The organism is Flavobacterium tagetis (assembly GCF_016735615.1).
In the GTDB taxonomy this organism is placed as follows: Bacteria; Bacteroidota; Bacteroidia; order Flavobacteriales; family Flavobacteriaceae; genus Flavobacterium; species Flavobacterium tagetis.
Genome location: NZ_JAERSF010000001.1, coordinates 1635840 through 1662247, shown reverse-complemented (window position 1 = coordinate 1662247; position 26408 = coordinate 1635840). Strand labels below are relative to the sequence as shown.

General features: G+C 32.5%; 29 protein-coding genes. 13 read left to right on the top strand and 16 right to left on the bottom strand.

Translation table 11 applies throughout. The features are described 5' to 3' along the window. From JI750_RS07245 to JI750_RS07210, 8 genes are all read right to left on the bottom strand, one after another. Entirely contained in the window at positions 1-207 is a 207-nt protein-coding gene (locus JI750_RS07245; RefSeq protein ID WP_201999658.1) for an addiction module protein, read from the bottom strand. A 57-nt stretch (positions 208-264) separates the two neighbouring features. After that, positions 265-1428 (bottom strand): DUF1501 domain-containing protein, encoded by a 1164-nt coding sequence (locus tag JI750_RS07240; protein WP_201999656.1) that lies wholly within the window; start codon positions 1426-1428, stop codon positions 265-267. A 13-nt stretch (positions 1429-1441) separates the two neighbouring features. Then, positions 1442-2839, bottom strand: coding sequence for a DUF1800 domain-containing protein (locus tag JI750_RS07235; protein ID WP_201999654.1), 1398 nt, complete (start codon positions 2837-2839; stop codon positions 1442-1444). Between the two features lie 149 nt (positions 2840-2988). Next, a complete protein-coding gene (locus JI750_RS07230) occupies positions 2989-4434 on the bottom strand; it encodes a hypothetical protein (RefSeq protein ID WP_201999652.1) in 1446 nt (481 codons plus the stop codon). Positions 4435-4543: 109 nt separating this feature from the next. Beyond that, positions 4544-6937 carry a ribonucleoside-diphosphate reductase subunit alpha gene (locus tag JI750_RS07225; protein ID WP_201999650.1) on the bottom strand — a complete coding sequence of 798 codons (2394 nt, stop codon included), beginning with the start codon at positions 6935-6937 and terminating at the stop codon, positions 4544-4546. Positions 6938-7199: 262 nt separating this feature from the next. Then, complete coding sequence (locus JI750_RS07220) at positions 7200-8177, bottom strand: ribonucleotide-diphosphate reductase subunit beta (protein ID WP_198855471.1); 978 nt, start codon at positions 8175-8177, stop codon at positions 7200-7202. A 338-nt stretch (positions 8178-8515) separates the two neighbouring features. Further along, positions 8516-9085, bottom strand: a complete 570-nt coding sequence (locus tag JI750_RS07215; RefSeq protein ID WP_201999648.1) for a DUF3109 family protein — start codon at positions 9083-9085, stop codon at positions 8516-8518. An 86-nt stretch (positions 9086-9171) separates the two neighbouring features. Next, the gene (locus tag JI750_RS07210) at positions 9172-9954 is read right to left on the bottom strand and encodes a DUF4412 domain-containing protein (protein WP_201999646.1); all 783 of its coding nucleotides are present in this window, start codon (positions 9952-9954) and stop codon (positions 9172-9174) included. Positions 9955-10245: 291 nt separating this feature from the next. Here JI750_RS07210 and JI750_RS07205 point away from each other — a divergent pair, with 291 nt between their 5' ends. From JI750_RS07205 to JI750_RS07195, 3 genes are all read left to right on the top strand, one after another. Next, positions 10246-10824, top strand: a complete 579-nt coding sequence (locus JI750_RS07205) for a MarC family protein (RefSeq protein WP_008465051.1) — start codon at positions 10246-10248, stop codon at positions 10822-10824. A gap of 104 nt (positions 10825-10928) precedes the next feature. Continuing rightward, positions 10929-11132: a hypothetical protein gene (locus JI750_RS07200; protein ID WP_095928256.1), complete on the top strand. Its 204-nt coding sequence runs from the start codon at positions 10929-10931 to the stop codon at positions 11130-11132. 1 nt (position 11133) lies between these two features. Continuing rightward, the gene (locus tag JI750_RS07195; protein WP_201999801.1) at positions 11134-11739 is read left to right on the top strand and encodes an FAD-dependent oxidoreductase; all 606 of its coding nucleotides are present in this window, start codon (positions 11134-11136) and stop codon (positions 11737-11739) included. 179 nt (positions 11740-11918) lie between these two features. Here the strand turns inward: JI750_RS07195 and JI750_RS07190 are convergent, their stop codons facing one another. From JI750_RS07190 to JI750_RS07170, 5 genes are all read right to left on the bottom strand, one after another. Next, positions 11919-12236 (bottom strand): hypothetical protein, encoded by a 318-nt coding sequence (locus JI750_RS07190; RefSeq protein ID WP_201999644.1) that lies wholly within the window; start codon positions 12234-12236, stop codon positions 11919-11921. A 130-nt stretch (positions 12237-12366) separates the two neighbouring features. Continuing rightward, positions 12367-12732, bottom strand: coding sequence for a nuclear transport factor 2 family protein (locus JI750_RS07185; protein ID WP_201999642.1), 366 nt, complete (start codon positions 12730-12732; stop codon positions 12367-12369). 16 nt (positions 12733-12748) lie between these two features. Continuing rightward, positions 12749-14326: a S41 family peptidase gene (locus JI750_RS07180; RefSeq protein WP_201999640.1), complete on the bottom strand. Its 1578-nt coding sequence runs from the start codon at positions 14324-14326 to the stop codon at positions 12749-12751. Continuing rightward, a complete protein-coding gene (locus tag JI750_RS07175) occupies positions 14326-14757 on the bottom strand; it encodes a deoxycytidylate deaminase (protein WP_012022621.1) in 432 nt (143 codons plus the stop codon). Before JI750_RS07175 ends, JI750_RS07180 begins: the two co-directional genes overlap by 1 nt. Before the next feature lie 5 nt (positions 14758-14762). Further along, complete coding sequence (locus JI750_RS07170; RefSeq protein WP_201999638.1) at positions 14763-15356, bottom strand: HupE/UreJ family protein; 594 nt, start codon at positions 15354-15356, stop codon at positions 14763-14765. 169 nt (positions 15357-15525) lie between these two features. Between JI750_RS07170 and JI750_RS07165 the strand changes: the two genes are divergently transcribed. Next, on the top strand, positions 15526-15957 hold the full coding sequence (locus JI750_RS07165) for a TerB family tellurite resistance protein (RefSeq protein WP_201999636.1): 432 nt from the start codon (positions 15526-15528) through the stop codon (positions 15955-15957). Between the two features lie 114 nt (positions 15958-16071). On the opposite strand, the gene JI750_RS07160 is transcribed toward JI750_RS07165, so the two are convergent. Then, complete coding sequence (locus tag JI750_RS07160; protein WP_201999634.1) at positions 16072-16485, bottom strand: hypothetical protein; 414 nt, start codon at positions 16483-16485, stop codon at positions 16072-16074. Between the two features lie 210 nt (positions 16486-16695). Continuing rightward, the gene (fbp, locus tag JI750_RS07155; RefSeq protein WP_111365855.1) at positions 16696-17703 is read right to left on the bottom strand and encodes a class 1 fructose-bisphosphatase; all 1008 of its coding nucleotides are present in this window, start codon (positions 17701-17703) and stop codon (positions 16696-16698) included. 171 nt (positions 17704-17874) lie between these two features. On the opposite strand from fbp, the gene JI750_RS07150 reads away from it, so the two are divergent. From JI750_RS07150 to JI750_RS07140, 3 genes are all read left to right on the top strand, one after another. Next, positions 17875-18363 (top strand): GNAT family N-acetyltransferase, encoded by a 489-nt coding sequence (locus JI750_RS07150; RefSeq protein ID WP_201999632.1) that lies wholly within the window; start codon positions 17875-17877, stop codon positions 18361-18363. Positions 18364-18468: 105 nt separating this feature from the next. Further along, on the top strand, positions 18469-19728 hold the full coding sequence (locus JI750_RS07145) for an aspartate kinase (protein WP_201999630.1): 1260 nt from the start codon (positions 18469-18471) through the stop codon (positions 19726-19728). Positions 19729-19866: 138 nt separating this feature from the next. Further along, complete coding sequence (locus tag JI750_RS07140; protein ID WP_201999628.1) at positions 19867-20058, top strand: hypothetical protein; 192 nt, start codon at positions 19867-19869, stop codon at positions 20056-20058. A gap of 10 nt (positions 20059-20068) precedes the next feature. Here the strand turns inward: JI750_RS07140 and JI750_RS07135 are convergent, their stop codons facing one another. Beyond that, a complete protein-coding gene (locus tag JI750_RS07135; RefSeq protein ID WP_201999626.1) occupies positions 20069-20422 on the bottom strand; it encodes a helix-turn-helix transcriptional regulator in 354 nt (117 codons plus the stop codon). A 144-nt stretch (positions 20423-20566) separates the two neighbouring features. Here JI750_RS07135 and JI750_RS07130 point away from each other — a divergent pair, with 144 nt between their 5' ends. The 6 genes from JI750_RS07130 (at position 20567) to JI750_RS07105 (ending at position 26258) form a co-directional block, all read left to right on the top strand. After that, positions 20567-20794, top strand: a complete 228-nt coding sequence (locus JI750_RS07130) for a hypothetical protein (RefSeq protein ID WP_201999624.1) — start codon at positions 20567-20569, stop codon at positions 20792-20794. A 16-nt stretch (positions 20795-20810) separates the two neighbouring features. Continuing rightward, positions 20811-21008 carry a hypothetical protein gene (locus tag JI750_RS07125; protein WP_201999622.1) on the top strand — a complete coding sequence of 66 codons (198 nt, stop codon included), beginning with the start codon at positions 20811-20813 and terminating at the stop codon, positions 21006-21008. 557 nt (positions 21009-21565) lie between these two features. After that, positions 21566-21799: a putative signal transducing protein gene (locus tag JI750_RS07120; RefSeq protein WP_201999620.1), complete on the top strand. Its 234-nt coding sequence runs from the start codon at positions 21566-21568 to the stop codon at positions 21797-21799. 54 nt (positions 21800-21853) lie between these two features. After that, complete coding sequence (locus tag JI750_RS07115) at positions 21854-22081, top strand: DUF5808 domain-containing protein (RefSeq protein WP_201999618.1); 228 nt, start codon at positions 21854-21856, stop codon at positions 22079-22081. A gap of 103 nt (positions 22082-22184) precedes the next feature. Beyond that, complete coding sequence (locus tag JI750_RS07110) at positions 22185-25619, top strand: DUF8818 domain-containing protein (protein ID WP_201999616.1); 3435 nt, start codon at positions 22185-22187, stop codon at positions 25617-25619. 63 nt (positions 25620-25682) lie between these two features. Further along, positions 25683-26258, top strand: a complete 576-nt coding sequence (locus JI750_RS07105) for a hypothetical protein (RefSeq protein ID WP_201999615.1) — start codon at positions 25683-25685, stop codon at positions 26256-26258. The last annotated feature ends 150 nt before the right edge of the window (positions 26259-26408 follow it).

Below are 26408 nucleotides of genomic sequence, written 5' to 3'. Positions count from 1 at the left end.
TTATCTTAGAGATTTTAAATGAGCCTTAACTTCTTCCCAAGAATATAGTTCAGTTTTTCCTTCTTCTAAATTCTGTATACGAATATCTAATTCTCTTTTTACTTCATCAGAAATTTCCAAATCATTTTTAGAAACACTGTCCCATAACTGCTCTGCTAAAACAATTTTTTCAGCATTGCTATATTTAGATAAATTTTTGATTTGCATATTTTTATTATTAAAGTGAATACAAATTTAAGCAAATTTAGTTACTAATTATTTAATTCAAAACAACCCCGACACTGGTGCATTTTTAATCCCAATTTTAGCATAATCAAAATTCATTTTTTCTTTTAGTAAAGATGCATACACACTTCTAAAATCGATTTGGTATTTTAAATCGCCATTATCCAAGTCTGCTAGATTGGGATTATTTCCTAAAATAGTTCCTTTGTTATTTCCTCCAATGATAAACATTGGCGCGGCTGTTCCGTGATCTGTTCCGTTTCCATTATCTTTTACACGTCTTCCAAATTCTGAAAAAACCACGATTGTGACGTTCTGTAATAATTGCGATTGTTTTAAATCAGAATAAAAACTATATAATGAATCATTTAAATCGGCCAATTTTCGTTCGTGGATTGCAAGCTGATTATCATGCGTATCAAATCCGTTGAGCGATGTGTAGTAAACTTTTGAATTTAGGTTTCCTTTTATTAAACGCGCAATCCATTCCAAATTTTTAGATAATTCTGTTTTCGGATAACTGATTTCCGTTTTAGATTTCGCCAAAGCTTTCTGGATTTCATCTGAACCTTCGGTAACCGAATTGGCAATTTTCCTAACAAAATCTAAATGCGGATTCTGAGACAAAGTCACATTTTCTTCTTTTCCTTTCACTTTAAATCGGTTTGGATCTTTTACTGTGATAAAATTAGGTTCAACACCTTTTAAAGCCAAATTATCAATTGAATCTAAATTGATTCCCGCCGTTGCCTGATGTCCGTTGCATTGCAAATCCAGAAATCTTCCGAGCCAGCCTTCATTTATATATTTATTAGAATCGGTTGCAGTCTGCCAAATTTCTTGGCTTCTAAAATGCGAACGAATAGGCTCTGGATAACCGACATTCTGAATCACAGTCAAATCTCCGTTTTGCTGCATTTGGGCAAAATCCTTTAATGAAGGATGAAATGCCATTCCTTTATTCTTTCCAACAACCAAATCTTTGTTTAAAGCAATCTTGGTTCGTAAATCATAATACAAAGGATCGTCGTATGGAATAAATGTATTTAAACCGTCGTTTCCTCCATTCAATTGCACAAAAACAATACACTGTTCTCCAACAACTAAATTCTGTTGTGTTCCAAAAGCATGTAGAAAATCGGGAAGCACAAGCAATCCACCTGTGAAAGTTCCTGTCAGTGTTAGAAAATTTCTTCTGTTCATGATTACTTCTTTTTTAGATTAATTGATATTCTGGAAGTTTAGTGATGTAATTAAAAAGTCTGACTACAGCAAAATCAGCATGCGGGTCTTTGGGATCAAAATCGTATTTCAAAAGATTTTCCATGTCTTTTTGAGACGAATCGCTGACGTTAAATAAAAGTCGTTCTGATAATTCCGAAATAATGGTTTTGTTATTTCCATCCGAATCAAAAGCAACTTTCACGGAAACTTTTTCATAATCCGATTTTTCTTTTTCAACTCCGTTCATCATCGTTTTTAAAACTCTTCGATTCAAACTCTTTCCGCTGCATAATAAATCGGCCGTATTATTTCTTTGAAGATAAATCTGCGAGGTGAGCCATGAATTTCCACCGTCCCAACCTTTTACATTTACCTGATTGTACAAATCCATTCCCTGTTGTTTTATGAATGCCATAATTGCAGCATCATCAACATTTTTTATCTGTAATTCGTCACAAAGCTGTAAAATATAAACCAGCGGATTTTTGATTTTATTTCCAGAGTTTTCCTTTTTAAATTCCTCTGTAAAGATTTTAGTCAATAAAGGTTCGATTTCAAACTTTTGTTTTCGGAAATAATCGCCATAATAAACCACCAAATCTTCAGGCGGATTATCATAAATAAACCATTTCAGAATTTTTCTTGTAATGAGATACGGAATGTTTTTTTGTTCGAAAATAATATCGACTAAATCATCTGCTTTCCAGTTTCCTGTTTTTCCAAAGTAAATTTTATCGCTATTGTCTTCAATATTTTTTCTATAAACGGCACCTTCATCACCAATATTAAGTCCAGCCAAAGCTTTTGCTCCGTTTTTAATATCGTTTTCGGTATAGTTTCCAATTCCGATTGTGAATAATTCGAGTAATTCACGACTTAGATTTTCGTTTACTTTACCTTTTTTATTATCTCCATTATCGAGATACCTAACCATGGCATTTGATTTTAGAATCTGTTTGGTTAATTCTTTAAAATTACCAAAAGCATTTTCGCGCAAAATCATATTATGCTGATAAATCCAGTAATTGATTTTTACTTTTTGAGAAGTCGAAACAAAGTGATTGTGCCAGAAACAAACCATGTTTTCGCGAAGCGGCAATTCATCCGTGCGCATTTTCGCAATCCACCACTTTTTGAATTCGGCAGTGGCTTGATTTTCTTTTTTCTGAATTTCTTTCTTGGATTCAGGACCTGAAGTTTTGATTATTTCCCGAACTTGTTTCAACTCTAAAGTAGTTTTAGGTTGATCTTGCAGAAAGTCTGGAAGTGTTGTATCAAATTTTGAATTATAAGATTGCTTTAGAAATTTTTCTAAGCCGAGTTTTTCAATTTTTGAAGCTTGTTTTCCTGAAAAACCTAATCGTAAGGACCAAAGACTGCTTTTTTTCATTGTTCAGAAATTATTACAATAAGACTCGACTTTCTTTTAAAGGTTTAATTTTTTAAAAGATACTAAGTTGCTAAGATTCTGAGGTGCTAAGTTTTGAAAAAGTCTTTGGTAATAATTAGAACGGGGATTTTTTGGGGATATTGTTTATTTTATATTCTATAAAAAGAACTTTCTCGAATTTCAAGTCCTAATTCATCATAATAATTCTCCGTTTCCATTCTATATGCAGCGTGATTTTTTATATGACCTTTATAGTTGAAATATTTCAATATTAAAATTGAAACTAATAAATGAATTCTATCAGCATCAAGATTAAACTCTTTCATTTTAGTTTTTACATCCAGACCTTTATAAGGGATTGATCCATGAAAAAAGAGATTTCTTGTTTTTAAAAGTTTAATTAAATTTTCTGGTAACTCGATTTGATAAAATTTATATGCTAATAAATACTTATCTGCATTAAATGGAGTATTTAAATAATCTATCTTCTTATTTAAAACCTCTATTTCTAAATCATTGAATTTGTCTTTGTTTTCGGAGATAATTAAACGAAAAGATTCTTTTAAAGCATTGAGTTCCGATGTGCTTTTAAGTGGTGTAAAAAACGTTTTGTTCTCTTTATGTATTAAAGAAACTATTGTTTCCATAGCTACGCTAAAAATACTACATCTAATTAAGGGAGATTTAATTCCGTTACCTTCAATAATCAAATCAACTGTTCTTTCAAGTTCTGGTTTTGATTTTAATTGAATTATAAATTCGCTCATTTTATTCTCTGAAAAAAGCAAGTCTACAAGTTTTTGCTTTTCTATATAATCATCTTCAACATAACTTCTAAATTGAGTTGGATTTATTATTTCGTGATTAGAAATAATAGAATCTCCTAAAGACTCATAGTAATAACTTTTCACTTCCTTAAATTCATTAGAATCGTAGGCAAAAAAATAATTTTCTTTTTGATACCAATTTCCAGTTAAGAAAGCGATTGATTTTATTATTAATTCACTCACTTTTTTAAAAGAAGAAAAATCTAAAGTATTCAAACAATCAATTATTAAATAATTCTCATCATTTATTTTATGCCTATAAATATGATATTCCACATCATCAACTTCTATTCTAAATAATCCTAAACTATAATGGATTTTATCACAGACATAATCTGTACCCAAAAATATTGTAGTTAAGTGTTCTATTTCTGTTTTTAAAATTAAGCGAAATATTGAATTAGACTCTAGAGGAAAAGATTCTGAATATATTTTTGATAATTCACCTTTTAATTCCTTTGACGAGACAAATCTTTTTCCTTTGAGCTTATTAACACTTTTTGAAGGTATTACAAAACTATCTTTCTCTGAATTAATTTTGAAGTTTTCGTTGAAACCTAATTTTTTAAAAGTTATTTGGTCGTGAAATAATTCATCTTTTAGTTTTAGGCTATATTTAATATAATTATTATTTGCTTCTTTGGAAAGCAAAAATTCACAGTTATTTATAGCAAAACAATCATCGTGTTCAATATTGAATAATCCTTCTAAAAGAAAGCTTTTAATTACGGCAATTTCGTTTTGTATACTCTTTATGTTTTTTTTCATTATCCAATAATACAATTAAAAAAAGCAGCTATCATTACAATAACTGCTTTTCTATTAATTGAGAATAAAATCTTTACTCTTTATTTTATTTTCTTTCTTCTAAGAAAAATTAAGACCCGCACATCTCACAATCCTCAGGATCTGCTGCTTGTGCTTTTAAAAGCATCGCTTTATAATCCTCAACGCTGATTGCTTCAGTTTCTTGAACTAAAGACGGAACTGTTTCTTCTTTTTTATCGTTGTTTAATGTGAACTTAATTGCATCAACAGCCGCTTTTGTTCTTAAGTAATACATTCCTGTTTTTAAACCAGACTGCCAAGCGTAGAAGTGCATTGACGTCAATTTAGAATAGTTAGCATCCTGCATGAACAAGTTCAATGATTGCGACTGATCAATGAAATATCCTCTTTGACGAGACATATCGATAATATCTTTCATCGACATTTCCCAAACTGTTTTGTAAAGATCTTTTAAGTCTTGTGGAATGATATTGATGTTTTGAACAGAACCATTATGACGCATAATTTCTTGTTTCAAATCTTCGTTCCATAAACCTAATTTTACTAAATCTTCTAGTAAATGTTTGTTTACTACTATGAACTCTCCAGACAATACACGACGTGTATAAATGTTTGAAGTATATGGTTCGAAAGCTTCGTTGTTTCCTAAGATTTGAGAAGTCGATGCAGTTGGCATTGGTGCAACTAACAATGAGTTACGAACTCCGTGCTCCATTACTTCTTTTCTTAATGAAGCCCAATCCCAACGGCCTGATAATTCTTCATCTTTCATTCCCCACATATTGTGCTGGAATTCTCCTTGTGACATTGGAGAACCTTCAAAAGTTGAATATGGTCCTTCTTCTTTTGCCATTTCCATAGAAGCGGTACAAGCTGCGAAGTATAAAGTTTCGAAAATCTCTTGGTTTAATTTTTTAGCTTCATCACTTGTAAACGGCATACGCAACATAATGAAAGCATCTGCTAAACCTTGCACACCTAAACCAACTGGACGGTGACGCATGTTTGAGTTTTCAGCTTCTTTTACTGGATAGTAGTTTCTGTCGATTACTTTGTTCAAGTTACGAGTTACACGTTTTGTAACGTTGTAAAGTGCTTGGTGATCAAACTGTCCATTTTCAATAAACATTGGCAATGAGATTGAAGCCAAGTTACAAACTGCGATTTCGTCTTTAGAAGTAAACTCCATAATCTCTGTACACAAGTTAGAAGAACGGATTGTTCCTAAATTCTTGTGGTTCGATTTACGGTTTGCTGCATCTTTGTACAACATATATGGTGTTCCAGTCTCGATTTGTGATTCTAGGATTTTCTCCCATAACTCACGAGCACGGATTGTTTTTCTTCCTTTTCCTCTAAATTCGTAATCTGTATATAACGCTTCAAATTCGTCTCCATAAACATCATATAAACCTGGACATTCGTTTGGACACATTAAAGTCCAAGTTGAATCTTCTTGAACACGTTTCATGAATAAATCTGAAGTCCACATTGCGAAGAATAAATCTCTTGCACGCATTTCTTCTTTTCCGTGGTTTTTCTTTAAATCCAGGAAATCGAAGATATCGGCATGCCAAGTTTCGATGTAAATCGCAAAACTTCCTTTACGTTTTCCGCCGCCTTGATCTACATAACGAGCTGTATCGTTGAAAACTCTCAACATCGGAACAATTCCGTTTGAAGTTCCGTTCGTTCCACGAATATAAGATCCTGTCGCACGAACGTTATGAATAGAAAGTCCGATTCCTCCCGCAGATTGTGAGATTTTTGCTGTTTGTTTTAATGTATCATAAATACCATCAATACTATCATCCTGCATTGCCAAAAGGAAACAAGAAGACATTTGAGGTTTTGGAGTTCCTGCATTGAACAACGTTGGCGTTGCGTGCGTGAAGAACTTTTTAGACATTAAATCATAAGTTTCAATAACCGATTTTAAATCGTCCAAGTGAATACCAACAGAAACACGCATTAACATGTGCTGCGGACGCTCAACGATTTTTCCGTTAATCTTAAGAAGATAAGAACGCTCTAAGGTTTTAAAACCAAAGTAATCGTAATTAAAATCTCTTGTGTAAATAATATGAGAATCTAAAAAAGCAGCATTATCCTGAATCACTTTGTAAACATCATCAGCAATTAATGGAGCATCTTGTCCATTTCTTGGATTTACGTAGTGATACATATCTTTCATCGTTTCTGAGAAAGATTTTTTAGTATTTGAATGTAGATTAGAAATAGCTATACGAGCTGCCAATTGAGCATAATCAGGATGCGCAATTGTCATAGAAGCCGCCGTTTCTGCAGCAAGATTATCCAATTCAGAAGTCGAAACCCCATCATACAATCCTTCGATAACTCTCATGGCTACCTTAACTGGATCTACGAGCTCATTTAAGCCGTAACACAATTTTTTGATTCTTTCTGTAATCTTATCAAACATTACGGGCTCTCTGTGGCCATCTCTTTTTACTACATACATAAGCTTACCTTTTATAGTTATTGAAAAAATGAAAGTAACTAGAGAACGGACTCTAGTACTTAAACATTGCGTGTTTTTAAATTAATTTTAGAGAATTACCAAATTCTCAATAGTTACTCGTTTCAAATTCGAAAACCGAATTTAAATGCGTCAAAAATTGCTATTGAATCTAGACTTGGGGAAAGAGATTCAACCTTAAAATATTCCTGTAATCTTTTTTTTAGTGTCTCTTGAAGATAGACACTAAAAGTATTTTTGTTGTCTAAAAATCTGCATCAAATGAAATTTTCTGAGCATCACTGTCATTGTTCATAACACCTGACTTTTGATACTCTGCAACACGTTTTTCAAAGAAATTAGTTTTTCCTTGAAGAGAAATCATGTCCATGAAATCGAATGGATTTGCTGATCCATACACACGCTCACAACCTAATTCTACTAGTAATCTGTCGGCAACAAATTCCAAATATTGCGTCATTAAAGTAGCGTTCATACCGATTAAACTTACCGGAAGAGATTCAGTTACAAACTGTCTTTCGATATCCAATGCATCAACAATAATTTCTTTAATTCTTTCTTTTGGCACTTTGTTTACCAAATGGTGATTATGCAAGTGAACAGCAAAATCACAATGTACGCCTTCGTCACGAGAAATCAACTCATTAGAGAAAGTTAAACCTGGCATTAAACCACGTTTTTTCAACCAATAAATTGAACAGAAAGCGCCTGAGAAAAAGATTCCTTCAACTGCAGCGAAAGCAATAAGTCTTTCAGCAAATGAATCTGACTCGATCCATTTTAAAGCCCATTCTCCTTTTTTAGCAATAGCAGGAAAAACTTCCAAAGCATTAAACAATTCTGTTTTTTCTGCTTCGTCTTTCACGTAAGTGTCAATTAATAAAGAATACGTTTCACTGTGAATGTTTTCCATCATAATTTGGAAACCATAGAAAAACTTCGCTTCTGCATATTGAACTTCATTCACAAAGTTCTCAGCAAGATTTTCATTTACGATTCCGTCAGAAGCAGCAAAAAATGCTAATATATGTTTAATGAAATATCTTTCATCGTCATTCAGTTTGTTATTCCAATCTGTCAAATCTTGGTGCAAATCGATTTCTTCAGCAGTCCAGAAACTAGCTTCCATTTTTTTATACCATTCCCAAATATCATGATGTTTGATAGGAAAAATAACGAAACGATTTTTATTTTCTTGTAAGATTGGTTCTACTTGAGACATGACAATTTTTGTTTAATTTTTATACCGAATTTTTTGCTAATTCAATAGACTACAAAGATTGTCAATTAACGCCAAAAATGAAAGTCAAACTTATTCACAATTTGCTGTAGTTTTTAACAACGGTAGTTTTTTGAGAAACTTTTCATACAATAATTAATTTACTGTAAATGAAACATTTAAAACCAACAATTACACCCGAAAGTCCCGTAAAATATAGACTTTTAAATATAAAAAGCAAGAAATTTTAAATAGTTTTAAAAAGTTTTTTTTGAGTTAAAACTTTGTTTTTTTGAATCAAAAAAGAACATAAAAAAAGCCTATAAAAATAGGCTTGTTATTTATGAATTTTTAAGTTCTTCCGCTACCTTTTCGAGCTCCAAATACCAATCTTCGCCAAAACGTCTTATCAACGCTTCTTTTACAAATTTGTAAACTGGAACTTCTAGTTCTTTACCCAACGAACAGGCATCGTCGCAAATATCCCATTTATCATAATTGACAGCAGCAAATTCTGTGAAGTCCTTTACACGAATTGGATATAAATGACAAGAAACTGGCTTTTTCCAATCAACGAGTCCTTGATTATAAGCTTGCTCAATTCCGCAAAGTGCCGTTTTTCCGTCAAAAATTACGTAAGCGCAATCTTTATTATCGATAAGTGGCGTTTCGAGATCGCCATCGGTTCCTTTCACCCAAGTTCCTTGCGCTTCTATTGCATCAATTCCTTCTTTTCTTAAAAAAGGTTTCACTTTTGGGTAAATTTCTTCTAAAATTTTTGTCTCGGCTTCGTTTAGAGGCGCGCCAGCATCTCCATCAACACAACAAGCCCCTTTGCATGCTGACAAATTGCACACAAATTCTTTTTCGAGGATATCCTCTGATACTATGGTTTTTCCTAATTGAAACATTTTGCAAAGGTAACTAAAGATTCAGGAAATAAAAACCGCTCTTAATATATGTTCTTAGTCTAAATAACCTGATGCACAAACTCCTTTTACATGAATTTATAATCTGATTTATTGAAAGTAAAAGCACTCTTTTCTAAACTGACACATTTCATGGTTGTGACTTTACGGGTTTTTAAATCTTTCATCGTCATATCCATCATTAAGGTACGTTCCTCAGGTTTAAAATAATTCATAAACTCATCTGGCATTTTCCAGCCTTTTTGATTTTTAAACATATCTCCAAAACTTACTTTTGCCTCGCTTGTGTAATAACAAATAATATCATGTTCATCATTTGTCATCTGAATTCCTTTGCAACTGTATCCTAAAAAAGTTTTATTGGGCAATGATTTAATTGTGTATTTTGACTTCGCTCCTTCTTTTTTTGCCATTGCCGAATAATCTGGCATTTTAGAAGCTGTAGCCATTTTACTTTTACCATCACCAAAACCTGTTACCGTTATGCTATTTTTAGAATCCATAATCATCAACATGTTTTGACCTTTTCCTTGATCAATATTCATCGCAAAATATGAAGCATTTGGTTCTAGAAAATAATTTGCGCTCATAGCCTTTCCCTCATCTGTTTTAATTTCCATAATATATTTCCAACTAAAAGAATAAGAATCTGGAACTACCGAAGGATCAACTTTGTTTTTACTATAATTTAAAACAGCATTTTCCATATTTGTATTTTGATCAGCAGTTCCACTACCGTCTTTGCCTTTTTGCTCTGCTGCTTTTTTAATTTGCTGCCAGATTTGGGCTTGCGAACTATTGTATGAAAACAACAGACACAAGAGAACTACAACGTACATCTTCTTTTTCATAATCTCCCCTTTTTAAATTACAACAAATTTAACTATTGATTATCAATAAGTTACAACTATTAACATTTGTTTACACAAACTCTATCAGATAAAGAAAATAAATAAATTGAGTTTAGAATTAAAACGCTAGTTTTTCTCCAAATCAATAATTCTAAGCGCAAAATGTTATAAATATCACATTTTACACAAGTAAACAATGTTTTTATAACAAAAATACATTCTAACGAAAAAACACCTAACTTTATTAACTACTTTTGCAGCAGTTTTTTAAACCCTAAAAATCAAAGCGATATGTTAGAAATCGATTTTAAAGAAATCATTACCGTTAGTATGGTGCTTTTTGCCGTAATTGATATTGTTGGTTCGATTCCGATTATTGTGAATTTAAGAGCTAAAGTCGGACACATCGAATCTGAAAAAGCTTCTATTGTTGCAGGAGCTATTATGATTGTCTTTCTTTTTGTTGGAGAAGGTTTACTAAACTTAATTGGCATCGACGTTCATTCGTTTGCCGTTGCAGGATCGTTCGTTTTGTTCTTTCTGGCTTTAGAAATGATTTTAGGGATTAGAATTTATCGTGACGAAGAACCAGGATCTGCTTCTATTGTACCTCTAGCTTTTCCTCTAATTGCTGGCGCTGGAACAATGACAACATTATTATCGCTTCGATCTCAGTTTCATACTATTAACATTATTATCGCGATTGTACTTAATATCATCTTAGTTTACATCGTTTTAAAGTCTTCTAAAAAAATCGAAAATTTGTTGGGAGAAAACGGACTTGGAGTGGTTCGCAAGACATTTGGAGTAATACTTTTGGCGATTGCTGTTAAATTATTCGCTGCTAATGTTAAAGGTTTGTTTGTCTAAAATTTATTTTTATAAATTTACCCCGTAAAATTTCTAAAATACAACTTTAGGACATTTCTCCATAAGTTTTACTTTATTATTTTAGGCAAAAACAAAACAACCTTATGAAAATTTTCACTTCAATCTTAGTGCTTTTGGCATTAGCTTTAATCGTTTTTAATATTACGCTATTAGACTTTCAGAACCCTTTCCAAGGAGATAGTATGGTAGCTTTTATTGGAATCGCCGCTTCATTTTGCGCTGTTTTGATTCTTTTGATCTTTAGAATTTCAAAAAGAATTGAAGAAAAAATGAATGACAACAGATAATATGTTTGATGTTTTAATTATCGGCGGAGGAGTATCTGGAATGTCATGTGCTCTTGTCTTAGGGTCCGCAAAAAACAAAACTTTTGTTACTGATAAAAAAATCGGAATTTTTACCCACCAGAAAAATTCTTCTTTACAAGAGGCAATCTTTTATAACGCTTACGGAATTACACCAGGAAAATTAGGTTCTGAACTTTTAACAGAAAGCACACAGGATTTAGCCACAACTTACCCACACATTACTCAGATTCCAAATGAAAAAGTAATAAAAATTGAGGGCAGTTATCCTGAATTTACCGTAGTAACCAACAAAAATTTATACAAAACAAAAAATATCGTGGTCGGAATTGGCTCTGCCAACACTTTCGACATTGAAGGTTTAATGCAGTTTGTTGAACCTCACAAAAAAGCACTTCCAGAAAAACAACGAATTCAACTTAAAAATGAAGATCATAAAGTAGCTGACGGCATTTATGCAATCGGAACTTTAGCTGGTTGGAGAAGTCAATTGGCAATTGCTGCCGGAAGTGGCGCTGCTGTAGCAACAGATATTCTCACTTTATGGAATAACGGTGTGCAGACTCACGCTCACGATAGTATTCGATAATTTTTTTTTTACCATTAAGAGATTAAGAAAAATTAAGTTTTATTCTGACACAAACTTATTTACCAAGTTACATTAAGAAAAAACTCCAAACAGAAAAAAACCATTAAGAGATTAAGAAAACAGGCTATACAAGCTTAATAAACTTAATCTCTTAATGGTTTTAAAATTTTATGGTTAATTTATTTAACCGAAACGATCTCTGTTACTTTAATGTGGTTTTCTTCTTCCGTTTTCCATTTTTCTCCTTTTACAGACACCACATCTCCAATTTTTAGTTGTTTGTAGTTTTGAGGTCCTCCCACATTTACAATACTGATTGTGGCAAAGTATACTTCTTTAGCATCTGTTGTAATTTTGGCTGTATAACCATCTTTACCTGCTTCTATGCCATCAACTTTTCCTGAAACTATAGCATTCGTATCGTTTTTCATAGTGGTGCAAGAGATTATAAAAGTCATTACAAGCAGTAAGAAACTTATTCTTTTTAGGTTTTTCATGTTTTAAGAATTTAAATTTGAATAATCTCCAAGATTACGATATCTTTTTTTGCCACAGATTAAGAGAATTAAAAAAGATTATAATCTGTGTTAATCTTTTAATCTGTGGCTATATATTTTTAACCAAAATTTATGCCAGCTGAACACAGCTTCCTGCTATAACTTTTAGATTTTTTCCTATTTTTTTCCAGACTCTTATATACTTGAAAACTCCGTTAATCGGATTGCCATCATAAGCCCCTTTTAACGCGACTGTAACAGTAACTACAGCCGAATCGCCAATTATATTCACGATTTGATCTGAACCTTCCAAAGAATCAATTTTAATTTTTCCAGTACGGTATGTTTGTAAATCGAAATCTTTAGTGATGGTTTGTCCGTCGGGCATATTAAACAATAAATCATCATGAAGGATTGTTTCCAAAGCCATAACATCCGATTTTTTAATTGCAGTCAAGAGTTCGATTTCTGCATCAACAACGGTTTCTATTTTCATGATATAAAGATTGAAGTTATTTCTTCGGAGTCAGAATTGTTTTTATCATGGCATCTTCTTTTAAGATTACATCATAATAATACAATTCTCCAAACAGCTGTCGTGCGAATTCAGCTGTAATATGACGGTTTACTAACGCTTTTGTTTTATCCAATTTCAGATCCAGACCTGTCATCAAGATATAATTCTTGAATTTCTTAAAATATGTATCTGAACTTTTCATTTTAGCTAAAAACTCAGCAAAACTATCTCCTGCAAAAGCATTTCTATTTTTATCTAATTCTTCAAAAACAAAATGTCCCACAATTCCTGTTTGCAACAAATAAGCAACATTTTCATTTCCGTGCTCTGCTTCCATCGGAACAAAAACATCTGGAACAATTCCGCCGCCGCCATAAACTATTTTTCCTTTCGGAGTTTTGAATTTTAAAGAATCGGCCACTTTTATACTGTCTTTTGCATAAAGTTCCCCAGTAGCAATTCTTGCTTCAGATTCTTTAAAATATTCTTCGTTTCCTTTTTTATACGGTTTCTGAATAGATCTTCCCGTTGGTGTATAATAACGCGCTACAGTCAATCTCACTGCAGATCCGTCATTAAAGTCCATTTCACGTTGTACTAAACCTTTTCCAAAAGAACGACGTCCAACGATCGTTCCGCGGTCATTATCTTGAATTGCTCCAGCTAAGATTTCGCTCGCAGAAGCACTATTTTCATTAATTAAAACATACACTTTTCCAGTTTCAAAACTTCCTGCTTTTGTTGCGTATGTTTTTTCAGTAGAACCGTTTTTGCTTTTCGTGAAAACAATTAACTGTTTATCTTTTAAAAACTCATCAGCAATAGCAATCGCTTCTTCCATATAACCGCCGCCATTATCGCGAAGATCAATTACAAGCGATTGAATTCCTTTTTGTTTTAATCTTGTTAATCCTGTTTTGAATTCGTTAAAAGTAGTTTCTGCAAAACGGTTTATTTTGATGTATCCAACGCTATTTCCAACCAGCAATGAAGCATCAACGCTTTTAATCGGAATGACATCTCGTTTTACTTTAAATTTCAGTTTCTTCTGTTCTGATTTTCTAAAAACAGTCAATTCGATTTCTGAACCTTGAAGTCCTTTTAATTTAGAAAACAAACTATCTGAAGGTAATTTTCTACCATATAATTTGGTTTTCCCTGCAAATAAAATTCGATCACCAGATTTTATTCCTGCTTTAGCTGAAGGTCCATTTTCAACCGGTTTTATAATCGCAACCGAATCTTTATACATATAAAAATTGATTCCGATTCCGACGAAATCACCTTTCATGCTTTCTGCAACCTCAGCTTGTTCACTTGGCGGAATATAAACAGAATGCGGATCTAATTTGGAAAGAATATTATCGACTGTAAGATTTACAATCGAATCGGTGTTGACACTATCAACATATTCTGTATTGATAAAATCAATGAGTTTGTTAAGTTTGGTTTTAGAGTAATTTTTAGCCAAAAGCTGTTCGCTTGCGGGAGCATTCATCAAGCTTCCGGCAATTGTTCCAAGAGCAAAAGTTGCTCCTATTACTATTGGCAAATATTTTGGATTAAATTTCATTACTCTTCTAAAACAGGAATATGCTCTACTTCTACACCTGCTTTTATTAAAAATTGAATTCCAGAATCATCACGATATCCATCTTTATACACCACTCTTTTTATTCCAGACTGATGTATTAATTTACTGCATTCTTTGCAAGGCGAAAGTGTGATATATAATGTCGCCCCTTCACAAGATTGTGTTGATCTTGCTACTTTCAGGATTGCATTTGCTTCGGCATGTAAAACATCCCAGCGTGTTAATCCATCTTCATCTTCACAGCAATTTTCAAATCCAGAAGGTGTCCCGTTGTAACCGTCAGAAATGATCATTCTGTCTTTTACAATAATAGCACCAACTTGTTTACGTTTACAGTAAGAAAGCAGACTCCACTCTTTTGCAATTCGCAGATATGCTTTATCGTATTTATTCAGTTTTTTTACTTCCATTTAATTTATCTGTTCCAAATTGGGCTTTCAATAATCATCGGAATTACAACTCCAATAATAAAAGCCGACATTACAAGTGCCCAGTCGCGTTTTGAAAAACGGAAAACAGTCTGCACTATATATGAAATTACCAGAACAACAAAAACTACTACTAGCTGAGCAGCTTCTATTCCTAAAGCAAATTCTCCTAAAGGCAACAATTTTGAGGTAGCCGAACCACCTAAAATTGTTTTGAAATAATTAGAAAAACCTAGTCCGTGAATAATTCCAAAGAATAAAGTTATGAAAAATACCAGATTTACGCCATCATTTTTTGAAGTCTTTCCTGCAGTAAATAAATGATAAAGAGCTGTTACCAGAATTGTAATCGGAATCAGGAATTCTACGACGTCTACTTTTATGGCAATTATACCGTAAACAGAAAGCACTAAAGCCAAAGTATGGCCAATTGTAAAAAGAGAAACCAATAAAAAAATTCTTTTCCAGTCTTTAAAAAGATACGGAACAGTTAAGGCGATTAAAAAAAGAACGTGATCGTAAGCATTGATATCTAAAACGTGTTTCAATCCTATTTGAAAATAAATCCAAAATTGTGACATAGGTAATCTATAATTTAAATAATTAGGGGTTGTAAACTTACGATTAATTTTCAAACTTAAATATTGAAGACATCAAATCCTTCAATAAAGAAAAGTTAAATTTTATGAGAATTTTAAAATCGATAATTTAAAAATAAGGCTATATTTGTTTTACAAAAACTTTACAATTATGTCATTTTCAGAATTATTTGATAGCGAATTCAAGCAAAGAAACAAAGGACACTTTTCTGCTATTGTTCGTGTAGCTTTGGCTGATGGAATTGTTTATCCAGAAGAAAAAGCCTTTTTAGATAAACTTGCTTCTCGTTTAGAAATTACAGAATCGGAATATGAAGAAATTCTTAGCGATCCTTTAAAATATCCGATCAATCCACCTTATTCATATGTTCAGCGTTTAGAGCGTTTATATGATTTAACAAGAATGGTTCATGTTGATCACCATCTTGAAGATAAACAAGAAGTATTATTGAAAAAAATAAGTGTTGCGTTAGGATTCACACCAAGTAACGTAGATTATATCATTGCAAAAGCATTATCATTGGTTGACAATAAAGTCGATGCAGATACTTTTATCTACGAAATGCAACATATGCATAAATAGTATTCAGTAATCAGTTTTTAGTATTCAGTTTTTGTACTGAAACTGGACTATAAAATGAAATTTAAAAAGCAACCCCGATAATTGGTTTTATCGGGGTTGCTTTTTTTAAGTCTTTTATTTCGACTGCGTGATATTTATACTATCAAAATAATTTCCTGATTGCAATCCTATAGTAAGAATTCTTTCTGTACCCGTTGTATTTTTGCTCATGGCAACAATCAAGGTGTTTCCGTTTTTCCTTTCTACCTCAAAAACATCATTTTTAAAGATAAAATTTTCAGCAGACAAATTTACAGTTCCTTTATCAATTCTTACTTTGTCTAATGCAAAACCATTTACCCACCATCCTTTATATTCTGTAGTAATCGTAATTGTGTTGGCTTCTGCGGTAAAAGAAACTTCCTTCTTAGAAAGTTTAATCACATCTCCAGAAGGTCCCGTTGGCAGATCTTTAACCTCATCACTACTGCAGGCAACAAAGACAGCTGAAAACACTCCGAACAGAATCATTAATAGTTTTTTCTTCATAATAATTTACTTTTTGGTTTTTGATTAGTTTTAAGTCGCTTACAAAAAATTAATCCATAATTTCTCATAAACGATTGGTTCTTTTTAAAGATTGACAAAACTAAAAATGGTTGCGTCTTTTTTTTTAATTTATCTTAAAAATAAAACCCGACAAGTTTGAACTGTCGGGTTTGTTCTTTATAGTCAAAAGCAACTTGAATCGAAAAAACTTTAATTCGCTTCAGCCATAAATTCCTCTGCTTTTTCTACCATATTATAACTTCCGCAGAAGAAAGGCACTCTTTGGTGCAATTCAGTTGGCTGGATTTCCATAATTCTTCCGAAACCGTCTGTTGCTTTTCCTCCTGCTTGTTCTGCCAAAAACGCCATAGGATTACATTCGTACAACAAACGTAATTTTCCTTTTGGTGCTTTTGAACTTGTTGGATAAATATAAATTCCACCTTTAATCATATTTCGATGAAAATCAGCCACTAAACTTCCAATATATCTTGAAGTATAAGGTCTGTCTCCTTCTTCACGCTGGCAGTATTTAATGTAATTTTTTACTCCCTGCGGAAAATGAACATAGTTTCCTTCGTTTACCGAATAAATATTTCCGTTTTCTGGAAATTTCATGTTTGGATGCGAAAGATAAAAGGTACCTATCGCTGGGTTCAATGTAAAACCATTTACCCCGTGTCCAGTTGTATACACAAGCATTGTTGAAGTTCCATAAATTACGTAGCCTGCTGCAACTTGATTGATTCCCGGTTGTAAAAAATCCTCGCTAGTTACCGGAGTTCCTATTGGAGTTACTCTTCTGAAAACAGAAAAAATAGTTCCCACAGAAACATTTACATCAATGTTTGAAGATCCGTCAAGCGGATCCATTAAGATCACGTACTTATTATTATGACTGTTGTCGCTCCCCTGAACAGTAATAAAATCGTCGTTTTCTTCAGAAGCAATACCACAGACAATCTCACGGTTTATTAACGTCTGGATAAATACTTCGTTTGCATAGACATCTAATTTTTGCTGGTCTTCACCTTGAATATTCTGTTCGCCTGCCGCTCCCACAATATCTACTAAACCCGCTTGGTTTACTTTATGATTGACCACTTTTGCTGCCAATCGAATAGAGTTGATAATTCGCGAGAGTTCTCCCGACGAATACTGAAATGCTTTTTGGTTCTCAATAATAAACTCTCCCAGTGTTTTATTGCGTTCTTCCATTTCTAAATCGTTATAGTTTTATTTTTAAGTCACAAATATCGCTTATTTTGTGAGAATGATTTAAAAATTATGTTGTTAGTTTGCTACTATTGTATATTTGCTAATAATCTGCAAAAAGCACTAGCTAAAATGATGCTTTTTTAGATATTAAATAGTTAAAAATAGGAATATATGAATATTAGAAAAGGAAATCCTGAAGACATGAAATCGGTGTTAGGGCTTATTCAGGAGCTGGCTATATTCGAAAAAGAACCTGATGCGGTTGTCATTACAGAGGAAGATTTAGTGCGTGACGGATTTGGCGAAAAACCATTATTTAATGTTTTTGTAGCGGAGATCGAAAATGAAGAAAAAAAAAAAGAAATTGTTGGAATTGCGTTGTATTATTACCGCTATTCTACCTGGAAAGGGAAAACAATTCACCTTGAAGATTTGATCGTAAAAGAAAAGATGCGAGGCACAGGTCTAGGTTCTGCTCTTTATGCCGAAATCATGAAACAAGGAAAAAGAGACAATGTTAGAAGAGTAGAATGGAATGTTTTGGATTGGAATACTCCAGCCGTAAAATTCTATGAAAATTCGGGAGCTAAAATCCTTGACACTTGGAGGGTAGTGCAAATGGATCAAGCTGGAATTAATTCGTTCTTAGAAAAATTATAAAAATATTATTCGCCAAGAATTCACGAATTTTTATTCGTAAAGATTAGAAAAAAATAATTCGTGAATTCGTGGCGGAAAAAAAATCTAAAAAATCTAAAATTAAAAATGAGAGTATTTAAATTTGGTGGTGCATCAGTAAAGGATGCGGATGGAATTAAAAACGTATACGACGTTTTACAAAAAGTGGGTTATGAAGACGTGATTTTGGTAGTTTCTGCGATGGGAAAAACTACAAATGCTCTCGAAGTTGTAATCAAGAATTACTTTGAAAAATCGACAGAATTAAATGCTTCTGTTCAGGAAATTAAAAAATACCACAATCAGATCTTATTGGATTTGTTTGAAGATGAAAATCATGTAGTTTTTGCAGCTGTAAATGCTCAATTTGACGAATTAGAGTACTTCCTGGCTCATAATAAATCTCCAAATTACAACTTTGTTTACGACCAGGTGGTAAGTTTTGGGGAATTAATTTCGACTAATATCTTAAGTCATTATATGAATTTTAGAGGAATTCAGACACAATGGCTTGATGTTCGTAATTTCATTAAAACTAATGCAAACTACCGAGATGCAGAAGTTGACTGGGAAACAACTCAACAAAACATCAGTAAAAATGTTCCAAGAAAACAATTAAACATTACACAAGGTTTCTTAGGTGCTGACGAAAACAACTTTACGACTACTCTTGGCCGTGAAGGTTCTGATTATACTGCTGGAATTTTTGCTTATTGCTTAAATGCAGAAAGTGTAACGATCTGGAAAGATGTTCCTGGAGTTATGAATGCCGATCCGCGTTATTTCGAAAATGCAAGTCTTTTAAACCAGATTTCATATCGTGAAGCTATCGAGTTGGCATTTTACGGAGCAACGGTTATTCACCCAAAAACATTACAGCCATTACAGAAAAAAGAAATTCCATTATACGTAAAATCTTTTATCAACCCACTATTAAAAGGAACTTGTGTTTCTAAAGGAGTTGATTTAGAGCCACAATACCCATGCTTTATCGTAAAAAGAGAACAGCTTTTAATATCGCTTTCATCAATTGATTTCTCTTTTATTATGGAAGAAAACATCAGTGAGATTTTTGGTTTATTCCACGAATTTAAAATCAAAGTAAACTTGATTCAGAACTCAGCAATTAGTTTCTCTGTTTGTGTGGAAGATAAATTTGGAAATTTCCCAGAATTGAATGCTATTCTTTCTAAAAAATTCAAAGTAGAATACAGCGAAAATGTAACCTTATACACAATCCGTCACTTTACAGAAGAGGCAGCGCAAACTGTTGAAGCTAACAAAGAAGTTTTATTAAAACAAGTTAGCCGCGAAACTATGCAGATTGTCACTAAAGAATTAATCTAATATTGCAAAAGGTAATTATTTAATTCAAAGATTATTGAAAAGGCTTCACTTAATTGTGAAGCCTTTTTTATTTCGAAAGGATTTTCTTAATTTATCTGTTTTTTAATTATATTTACTTTTCTTTCTAAAGAACTTAAAATGAGCAAAAAGAGCTTTTTATTAGTTTTCATTATTCTTGGTTTATTGTACATAGCTATATCTTTAAGTCCGTTGCTTACAAAAAACATTAAAGATATTTCATACTCCGATTTTAGATTAGTGATTGGCCCTTTTCTCTCTACAGTTGGAATTCTTATAACCTATACACAACTGAAAAGAAGAAAAAGTTAACTCCCCTTATTTAATTTTTACCTTTATTTAAGTGCTTTATAATGGTTTTCAAATCTTCAATTTGCAACTCATATTGCTTTATAATTTTTCTATAAACTCCTAACATCGCAATTTCTGTCTGTCGTTCTGTATTCATTAGACTTTCATAAACAGAATCTCCTAATCCTTTTCTAACCAATTCTTCTGGAGATATTTCAAAAATCTGACATATTTTATTAAAATGGATAGCCCAAGATGTGCTCTCCCCACGTTCCATTCTCGCATAAGCCGATTGTGAAATTTGCAAATGATCTGCGGCCTCTTCTTGTGACATATTCTTTGATTTCCTCAAAACTTTTAGATTATATCCTACAATTTTATTCATAATTAACAATTTAAAAAACAAATATAAACATAAGAATTATTTTACAATTATTCGAATTTAGGTTATTAATAACCGATTTTCGGTTGAGACTTTTTTTGAATCTTCTATAAATTTGAAAATATTAATCAATAAATCTTGAGTATTATGAAAAAGTTAGAGTTAAATCAAATGGAAAATTTACAAGGTGGTACACAAGTAGTATATCATCCTCCACAGGAAGGTGGCGGTGGTGGTGGAATTGATTGCGGAATAGGTCTAGCTGGACTAGCATTAGGAATTGTAGGGGCAGCGTTTATCGTAACAACAGGAGGTGCGGGCCTTTTTGCAGCAACTTTTATACTTGGATCACTTGGAACAGCAAGAGCCTACTAATCTTATCTCACAAAAAATGAAAAAACCTAACTTAGAATTTAGAAAATGGCTATACTTTGCTATTTTATATATAGCATGTGGATTAACTGGTTATCATATTTATAGATATATACAGACTAAAGAGTTCTATCTTTTATTTAATGCTTTAGCAATGCTATTATTAGCAATTGGAAGTTTTATTCAGTGGAGACATATTTTTAAGGTTTTAAAGTAAAGCATCTTTTACATAATCCGCTCTTTGTAACAGATGGATTATTTTTTATTAAACATTAAACAATTTGAAAATAAAAAGAGATTGTGCCATATTAATTTATGCATTAGAAAATAAAACGATATCTAAATTTGGCAATCATGACGAATTAATGAAAGATATCAACTTTTACAGCGATTATTGGAGAAAAAAATAAACTAATGAACCAGAAGAATTGATGACAACAAAAAAAATTACAATATTACTTCTCCTTTTTTTAATTCTAGTATTTATCGCATTAGATTTAAGTCCTATATTGAAAAAGGAAAGCATAAAAGATATTTCATTTTCAGATTTTAGAAATTCTATTGGACCAGTATTAACATTTATTGCAGTTTGCTTAAGCTATAGAAGTGAAATAAAAAAAGAAAGAAATGCAAAGCAAAGTAATTCGTAATATCAAGTAGCTGTCTCACCTATTATGCTTCAATTCCTCAATTTCTCATCATATAGAATCCTAATTCTCATTTTTTACATCAATATTTATACTATTCATATATCATATCAAGACATTTTCAATCATGGTAGAAATTTTTAGAGGTTCTTATATTGAAACAATGAATATTAAAAATTTATTGGAAAATAACGGCATTCCTGTTTTTATTGCTAACGAATACATGGTAAATATTCAGCCTTGGTCTGTCTCTGCTGGAGGGAATGCTCCTGTCCTTTTAAAAGTACTCGAAAAAGATATCGCTGACGGCAAAAAAATAATTGACAGTTACAACCAAGGAGAATATAATTTACCTGTATAGTTGCACTTTAGATTTCCAATTTAATATATCTTGCAAAATTTGTATCTTTAAAAAATGTCTTACAATCGAGAACCATCTGAAGAAGAAAAAAACAATTGGCAAAATGATCCAGATAATTGGGTTTGGGGAATGTTTTATTACAACCCTGAAGACCCGAGATTGTTTCCTCCAAAAAAAATTAAAGAATTTGGTTGGACGACCAACTTTGCAAATCCAAATTCAGTACTCGTAATGATTATACTAATTTTAGTATTGTTAATCTTCATATTGTTTGCTCATTAATATCTATCAAACTATTGTTGTCTAGAGATTTAAAACTAAAATTTACAACACAACAATTCCCAATTATAAATACTACTTTTGACTTTTTAGAGTTAGAGTATTTATGTTGAAAAAATTACTGTTTTTGACGGTTTTCTTCTGGTTTTCTGCGCTTCAGGCTCAGGAAACCGAATCGCTGTACAAAACCAAAAAAGTAATCGTTTCAAAAGACACAATTCAGCTTGAAAAAATGTCCATCAACTCTGGATTTTTCCAGATTCTGAATACTAAAAATGAGCCTATTGATTCGACTTTTTATAAGATCGATTTTCAAAAAGGATATTTGCTTTTTAACGAAAAATTCCAATCTGCTTCAGATACTTTAATTGTTAATTATCTTAATTACCCAGATTTCTTGACCAAAGAATACAGTCTTTACAAATCGGATCAGATTGTAAGCGGTGATGTCGGAACAGATAAATTATACCGAATAGACAATTACTCAAACCCCAAAAAAGCAACTCCTTTTGACGGCCTCGAAACTTCTGGAAGTATTACACGTGGCGTTACGGTTGGTAATAATCAAAGTACAGTTTTAAACTCCAATTTAGATTTACAGATTACAGGAAAACTCTCAGACAAAGTAAGTTTAAGAGCTTCTCTTCAGGACAACAATATTCCGTTGCAAGATGGCGGTTATTCTCAAAAGCTCGATCAATTTGATAATATTTTTATCGAACTTTTTAGCGATGATTGGAACATTCGCGCCGGCGATGTTTTTTTAGAAAATAGGAAAACTCAATTTTTAGGCTTTAATAAAAAGGTTCAGGGACTTTCTGCCAACTTTGATTTTGATACCGAAAAAAGTAAAACCAATGTTTTTGCTTCCGTCGCTTTTGTAAAAGGCCAATATGCCAAAAGTACTTTTACGGGTCAGGAAAGCAATCAAGGTCCGTACAAACTAAAAGGCCAAAACGGCGAATTGTATGTTCTCGTTATTTCGGGTTCAGAACGTGTTTATGTAAATGGCGTTTTATTAAAACGTGGAGAAAACAACGATTATGTGATTGATTACAATGCGGGAGAAATTGTCTTTACTTCGCTTTTTACCATTACTTCAGAAATGCGTATTAATGTCGAATATCAATATTCTGAACGAAATTATAACCGTTTAGTTACTTATGCAGGCGCAACGCACGAAAACAAAAATTGGAGTTTTGGCGGTTATTTATATTCTGAAAATGATATGAAAAATCAGCCTTTACAGCAAAATCTTTCTCCGGAACAAGTTCAGATTTTAGGTCAGGCGGGAGACGATGTCAATTTGATGAAAGCGCCTTCTGCCTACGAAGACACGTATGCTGAGAATAAAATTTTATACAAAAAAATACTTGTCAATTCGGTTGAAGTTTATGAATATTCGAATAATCCTGCCGATGTTTTGTACAATGTAAGATTTAGTCAAGTTGGTGCAAATGCCGGAAATTATATCATTCAAAATAATAATTCTGTTGAACGTATTTATCAATATGTAGAACCAGTTAACGGAATCCTACAAGGAAACTACGAACCAATTGTACAACTTGTCGCGCCAATGAAACTTCAGGTGGCAACGTTTTTAGGAAAATACAATCCGAATGAGAAAACGCTGGTTGATTTTGAATTGGCTGTCAGCAATAATGATCAGAATTTATTTTCTGGAATTGATGATGCTAATAATGAAGGAGTGGCTTTTAAAACCAATCTAAAAAAACGTCTTTTTTCTAGAAGTTGGAATTTAGACGCTTTCGCGAATTATCAATATGTGCAGCAAAATTTTAAATCGGTAGAACGTTTGTACAATATTGAATTTAATCGTGATTGGAATTTAACGGGAACGCAATATGGCAATCAGAGTCTTTTGGTCACGGGTTTAAATTTTGATTTGTTTTCGAAAAAAGAAACATCAAACATTGGTTTGCTGACTTATCAATTTGAAAAATTAGATTATAGTGAAAGCTATTCTGGGGCAAGGCATACAACAAACGCTTTATTCAAATTAAAAAATTGGACGATCGAAAACAATGGCAGTTTCCTCAATTCTGATGCGACAGCTTCTACTTCAAAATTCATTAGAAACCAAACCAGAACCAAATATCATTTTGGTAAAAACTGGGTTGGAGGAACTATGCAATTGGAAGATAATCAGGAAAAAGATAAAGTTACCAATCAATTTTCGGCTTTAAGTCAAAGATTTTCAGAATACGGTGTATTTACAGGACGTGGCGACAGCACTAAAGTTTTTGTGGAAGTTGGTTTTCTTCAAAGACGAAACGATAGTTTGCAAAATGGATTATTACAGCATGTCAATAATTCGCAGACGTATTATTTAAAATCAAAACTGATTCAGAACAAAACAACCGATTTGGCAGTTTATGCCAGTTACCGAAATTTAGATTTTACTGATAAATCGAAGCAGAATGAACCTTCTTTAAATTCAAGAATTCTTTACAACGATCGTTTTTTTAACCAATTCATGCAAATCGGAACGGCTTATGAAACTAGTTCAGGAACTATTGCACAGCAAGAATTCACTTATGTAGAAGTTCCGACTGGTCAAGGAGTTTATACTTGGAATGATTATAATGGCAACGGAATTCAGGAATTGGAAGAATTTGAAGTTGCAGTTTACCAAGATCAGGCGCGTTATGTTAGAGTCTTTTTACCGAATCAGATTTACATTAAAACTAATCAAAATAAGTTTTCGCAGTCTTTAACTCTGAATCCGTTACAATGGCAAAATGAAAAAGGGTTTAAAAAACTGCTGTCTTATTTTTACAATCAGACTTCTTTCATAATGGATCGAAAGGTAAAAAGTGATGGCGAAAAACTAGAACTCAACCCGTTTGATTCATCAGAAGAAAATATTTTAGGACTGAATTCGAGTTTCAGAAATAGTTTATTTTACAACCGAGGCAAGCAAAAACATTCGGTTACGTATTCTTATCTTATAAATAAAGGCAAAAGTCTGCTTTCTGTTGGTTCACAGCATGTACAGAATTATTCGCATCAAATTCAGTACACCCATTTATACCAAAATAGCTGGCTATTTAATTTCTTCACTAAAACCATAAAAACCGATTTGGTTTCAAAAGATTTTGTCGAGAAAAATTATGATATTCAAGGTTGGCAGCTGGCACCAAAAGTCAGTTATTTATTTTCTAAAAACACCAAATTGGACTTCTTTTATGAGCTTCAAAACAAAAAAAATCAAATTGGGAATCTCGAAACTTTAGACCAAAATAGAATTGGAACTTCTTTTTCTTATGCAGGCGAAAAGAAAGTTACGGTGAATGGAGAATTCTCTTTTTATGAAAATAAATTTAATGGAAATGAATTTTCGTCGGTCGGTTTTCAGATGCTCGAAGGACTTCAAGCGGGATCAAATTTGGTTTGGAAACTGCTTCTGCAAAAGAACATTACGTCTTTTTTGGATATCAATTTAAATTATCAAGGGAGAAAAAGCGAAACGGGAAATACGATTCACACAGGAAATGTCCAGCTTCGTGCATATTTTTAATGTACTGCGAAAAAGATGACAATAAATTGTTTAATTTTAATTGAAATTTAAACTTTTAGCCTTATGAAAAAATTAGTATTGTTATGTTTGATGGTTGCTTTCTCTTCTAATTTTTATGCTCAGGAAACAACTGCAAAAACTACGAAAAGTAAAACTGAAACTTCGGCGAAAAAAGCGAAAGCAAGTGCAGACAAAGCTTCGGCTGATGCAAAAAAAGAAGCCACAAAATCTAAAAAAGCAGCAGATGATGCAAAAGCTGCTTCGACAAAAGCAAAAAAAGAATCTGCTGACGCAGTAAAAAAGACTGCCGACAAACAAGCGACTAAAGCTAAAGCTGATGCAAAAAAAGCTACTTTAGAATCTGATAAAGCAAAAAGTACGGCTGACAAAGCAAAAAGCTCTGCCGATAAAGCTAAAGCCGATGCCAAGAAAACAACTGTAAAAGCTGAGGCTACAAAGAAAGACGCAACAGCTGCTAAAAAATCGGCTAGTAAAACTTTAAAAGAAACTAACGAAAAAGCGCCGTCTGTTCCAGACAAAGTAACTGGCGAATACAATGGTAAAAAAGTATATACTGGTCCAAGAGGCGGTAAATACTATATTAACAAAAATGGAAATAAAACGTATATTCAGGATTAAGTTTCTGAGTTGCTAAGCTTCTAAGATTAACAAATTAAGCCGAACTTATAGTTCGGCTTTCTTGTTTTCTAAACAGAAAATCTTTGAACTTAGAAGCTTAGCAACTCGGAAACTTAACACCTTAAATTAATAATTTCGTAATACCTCCGA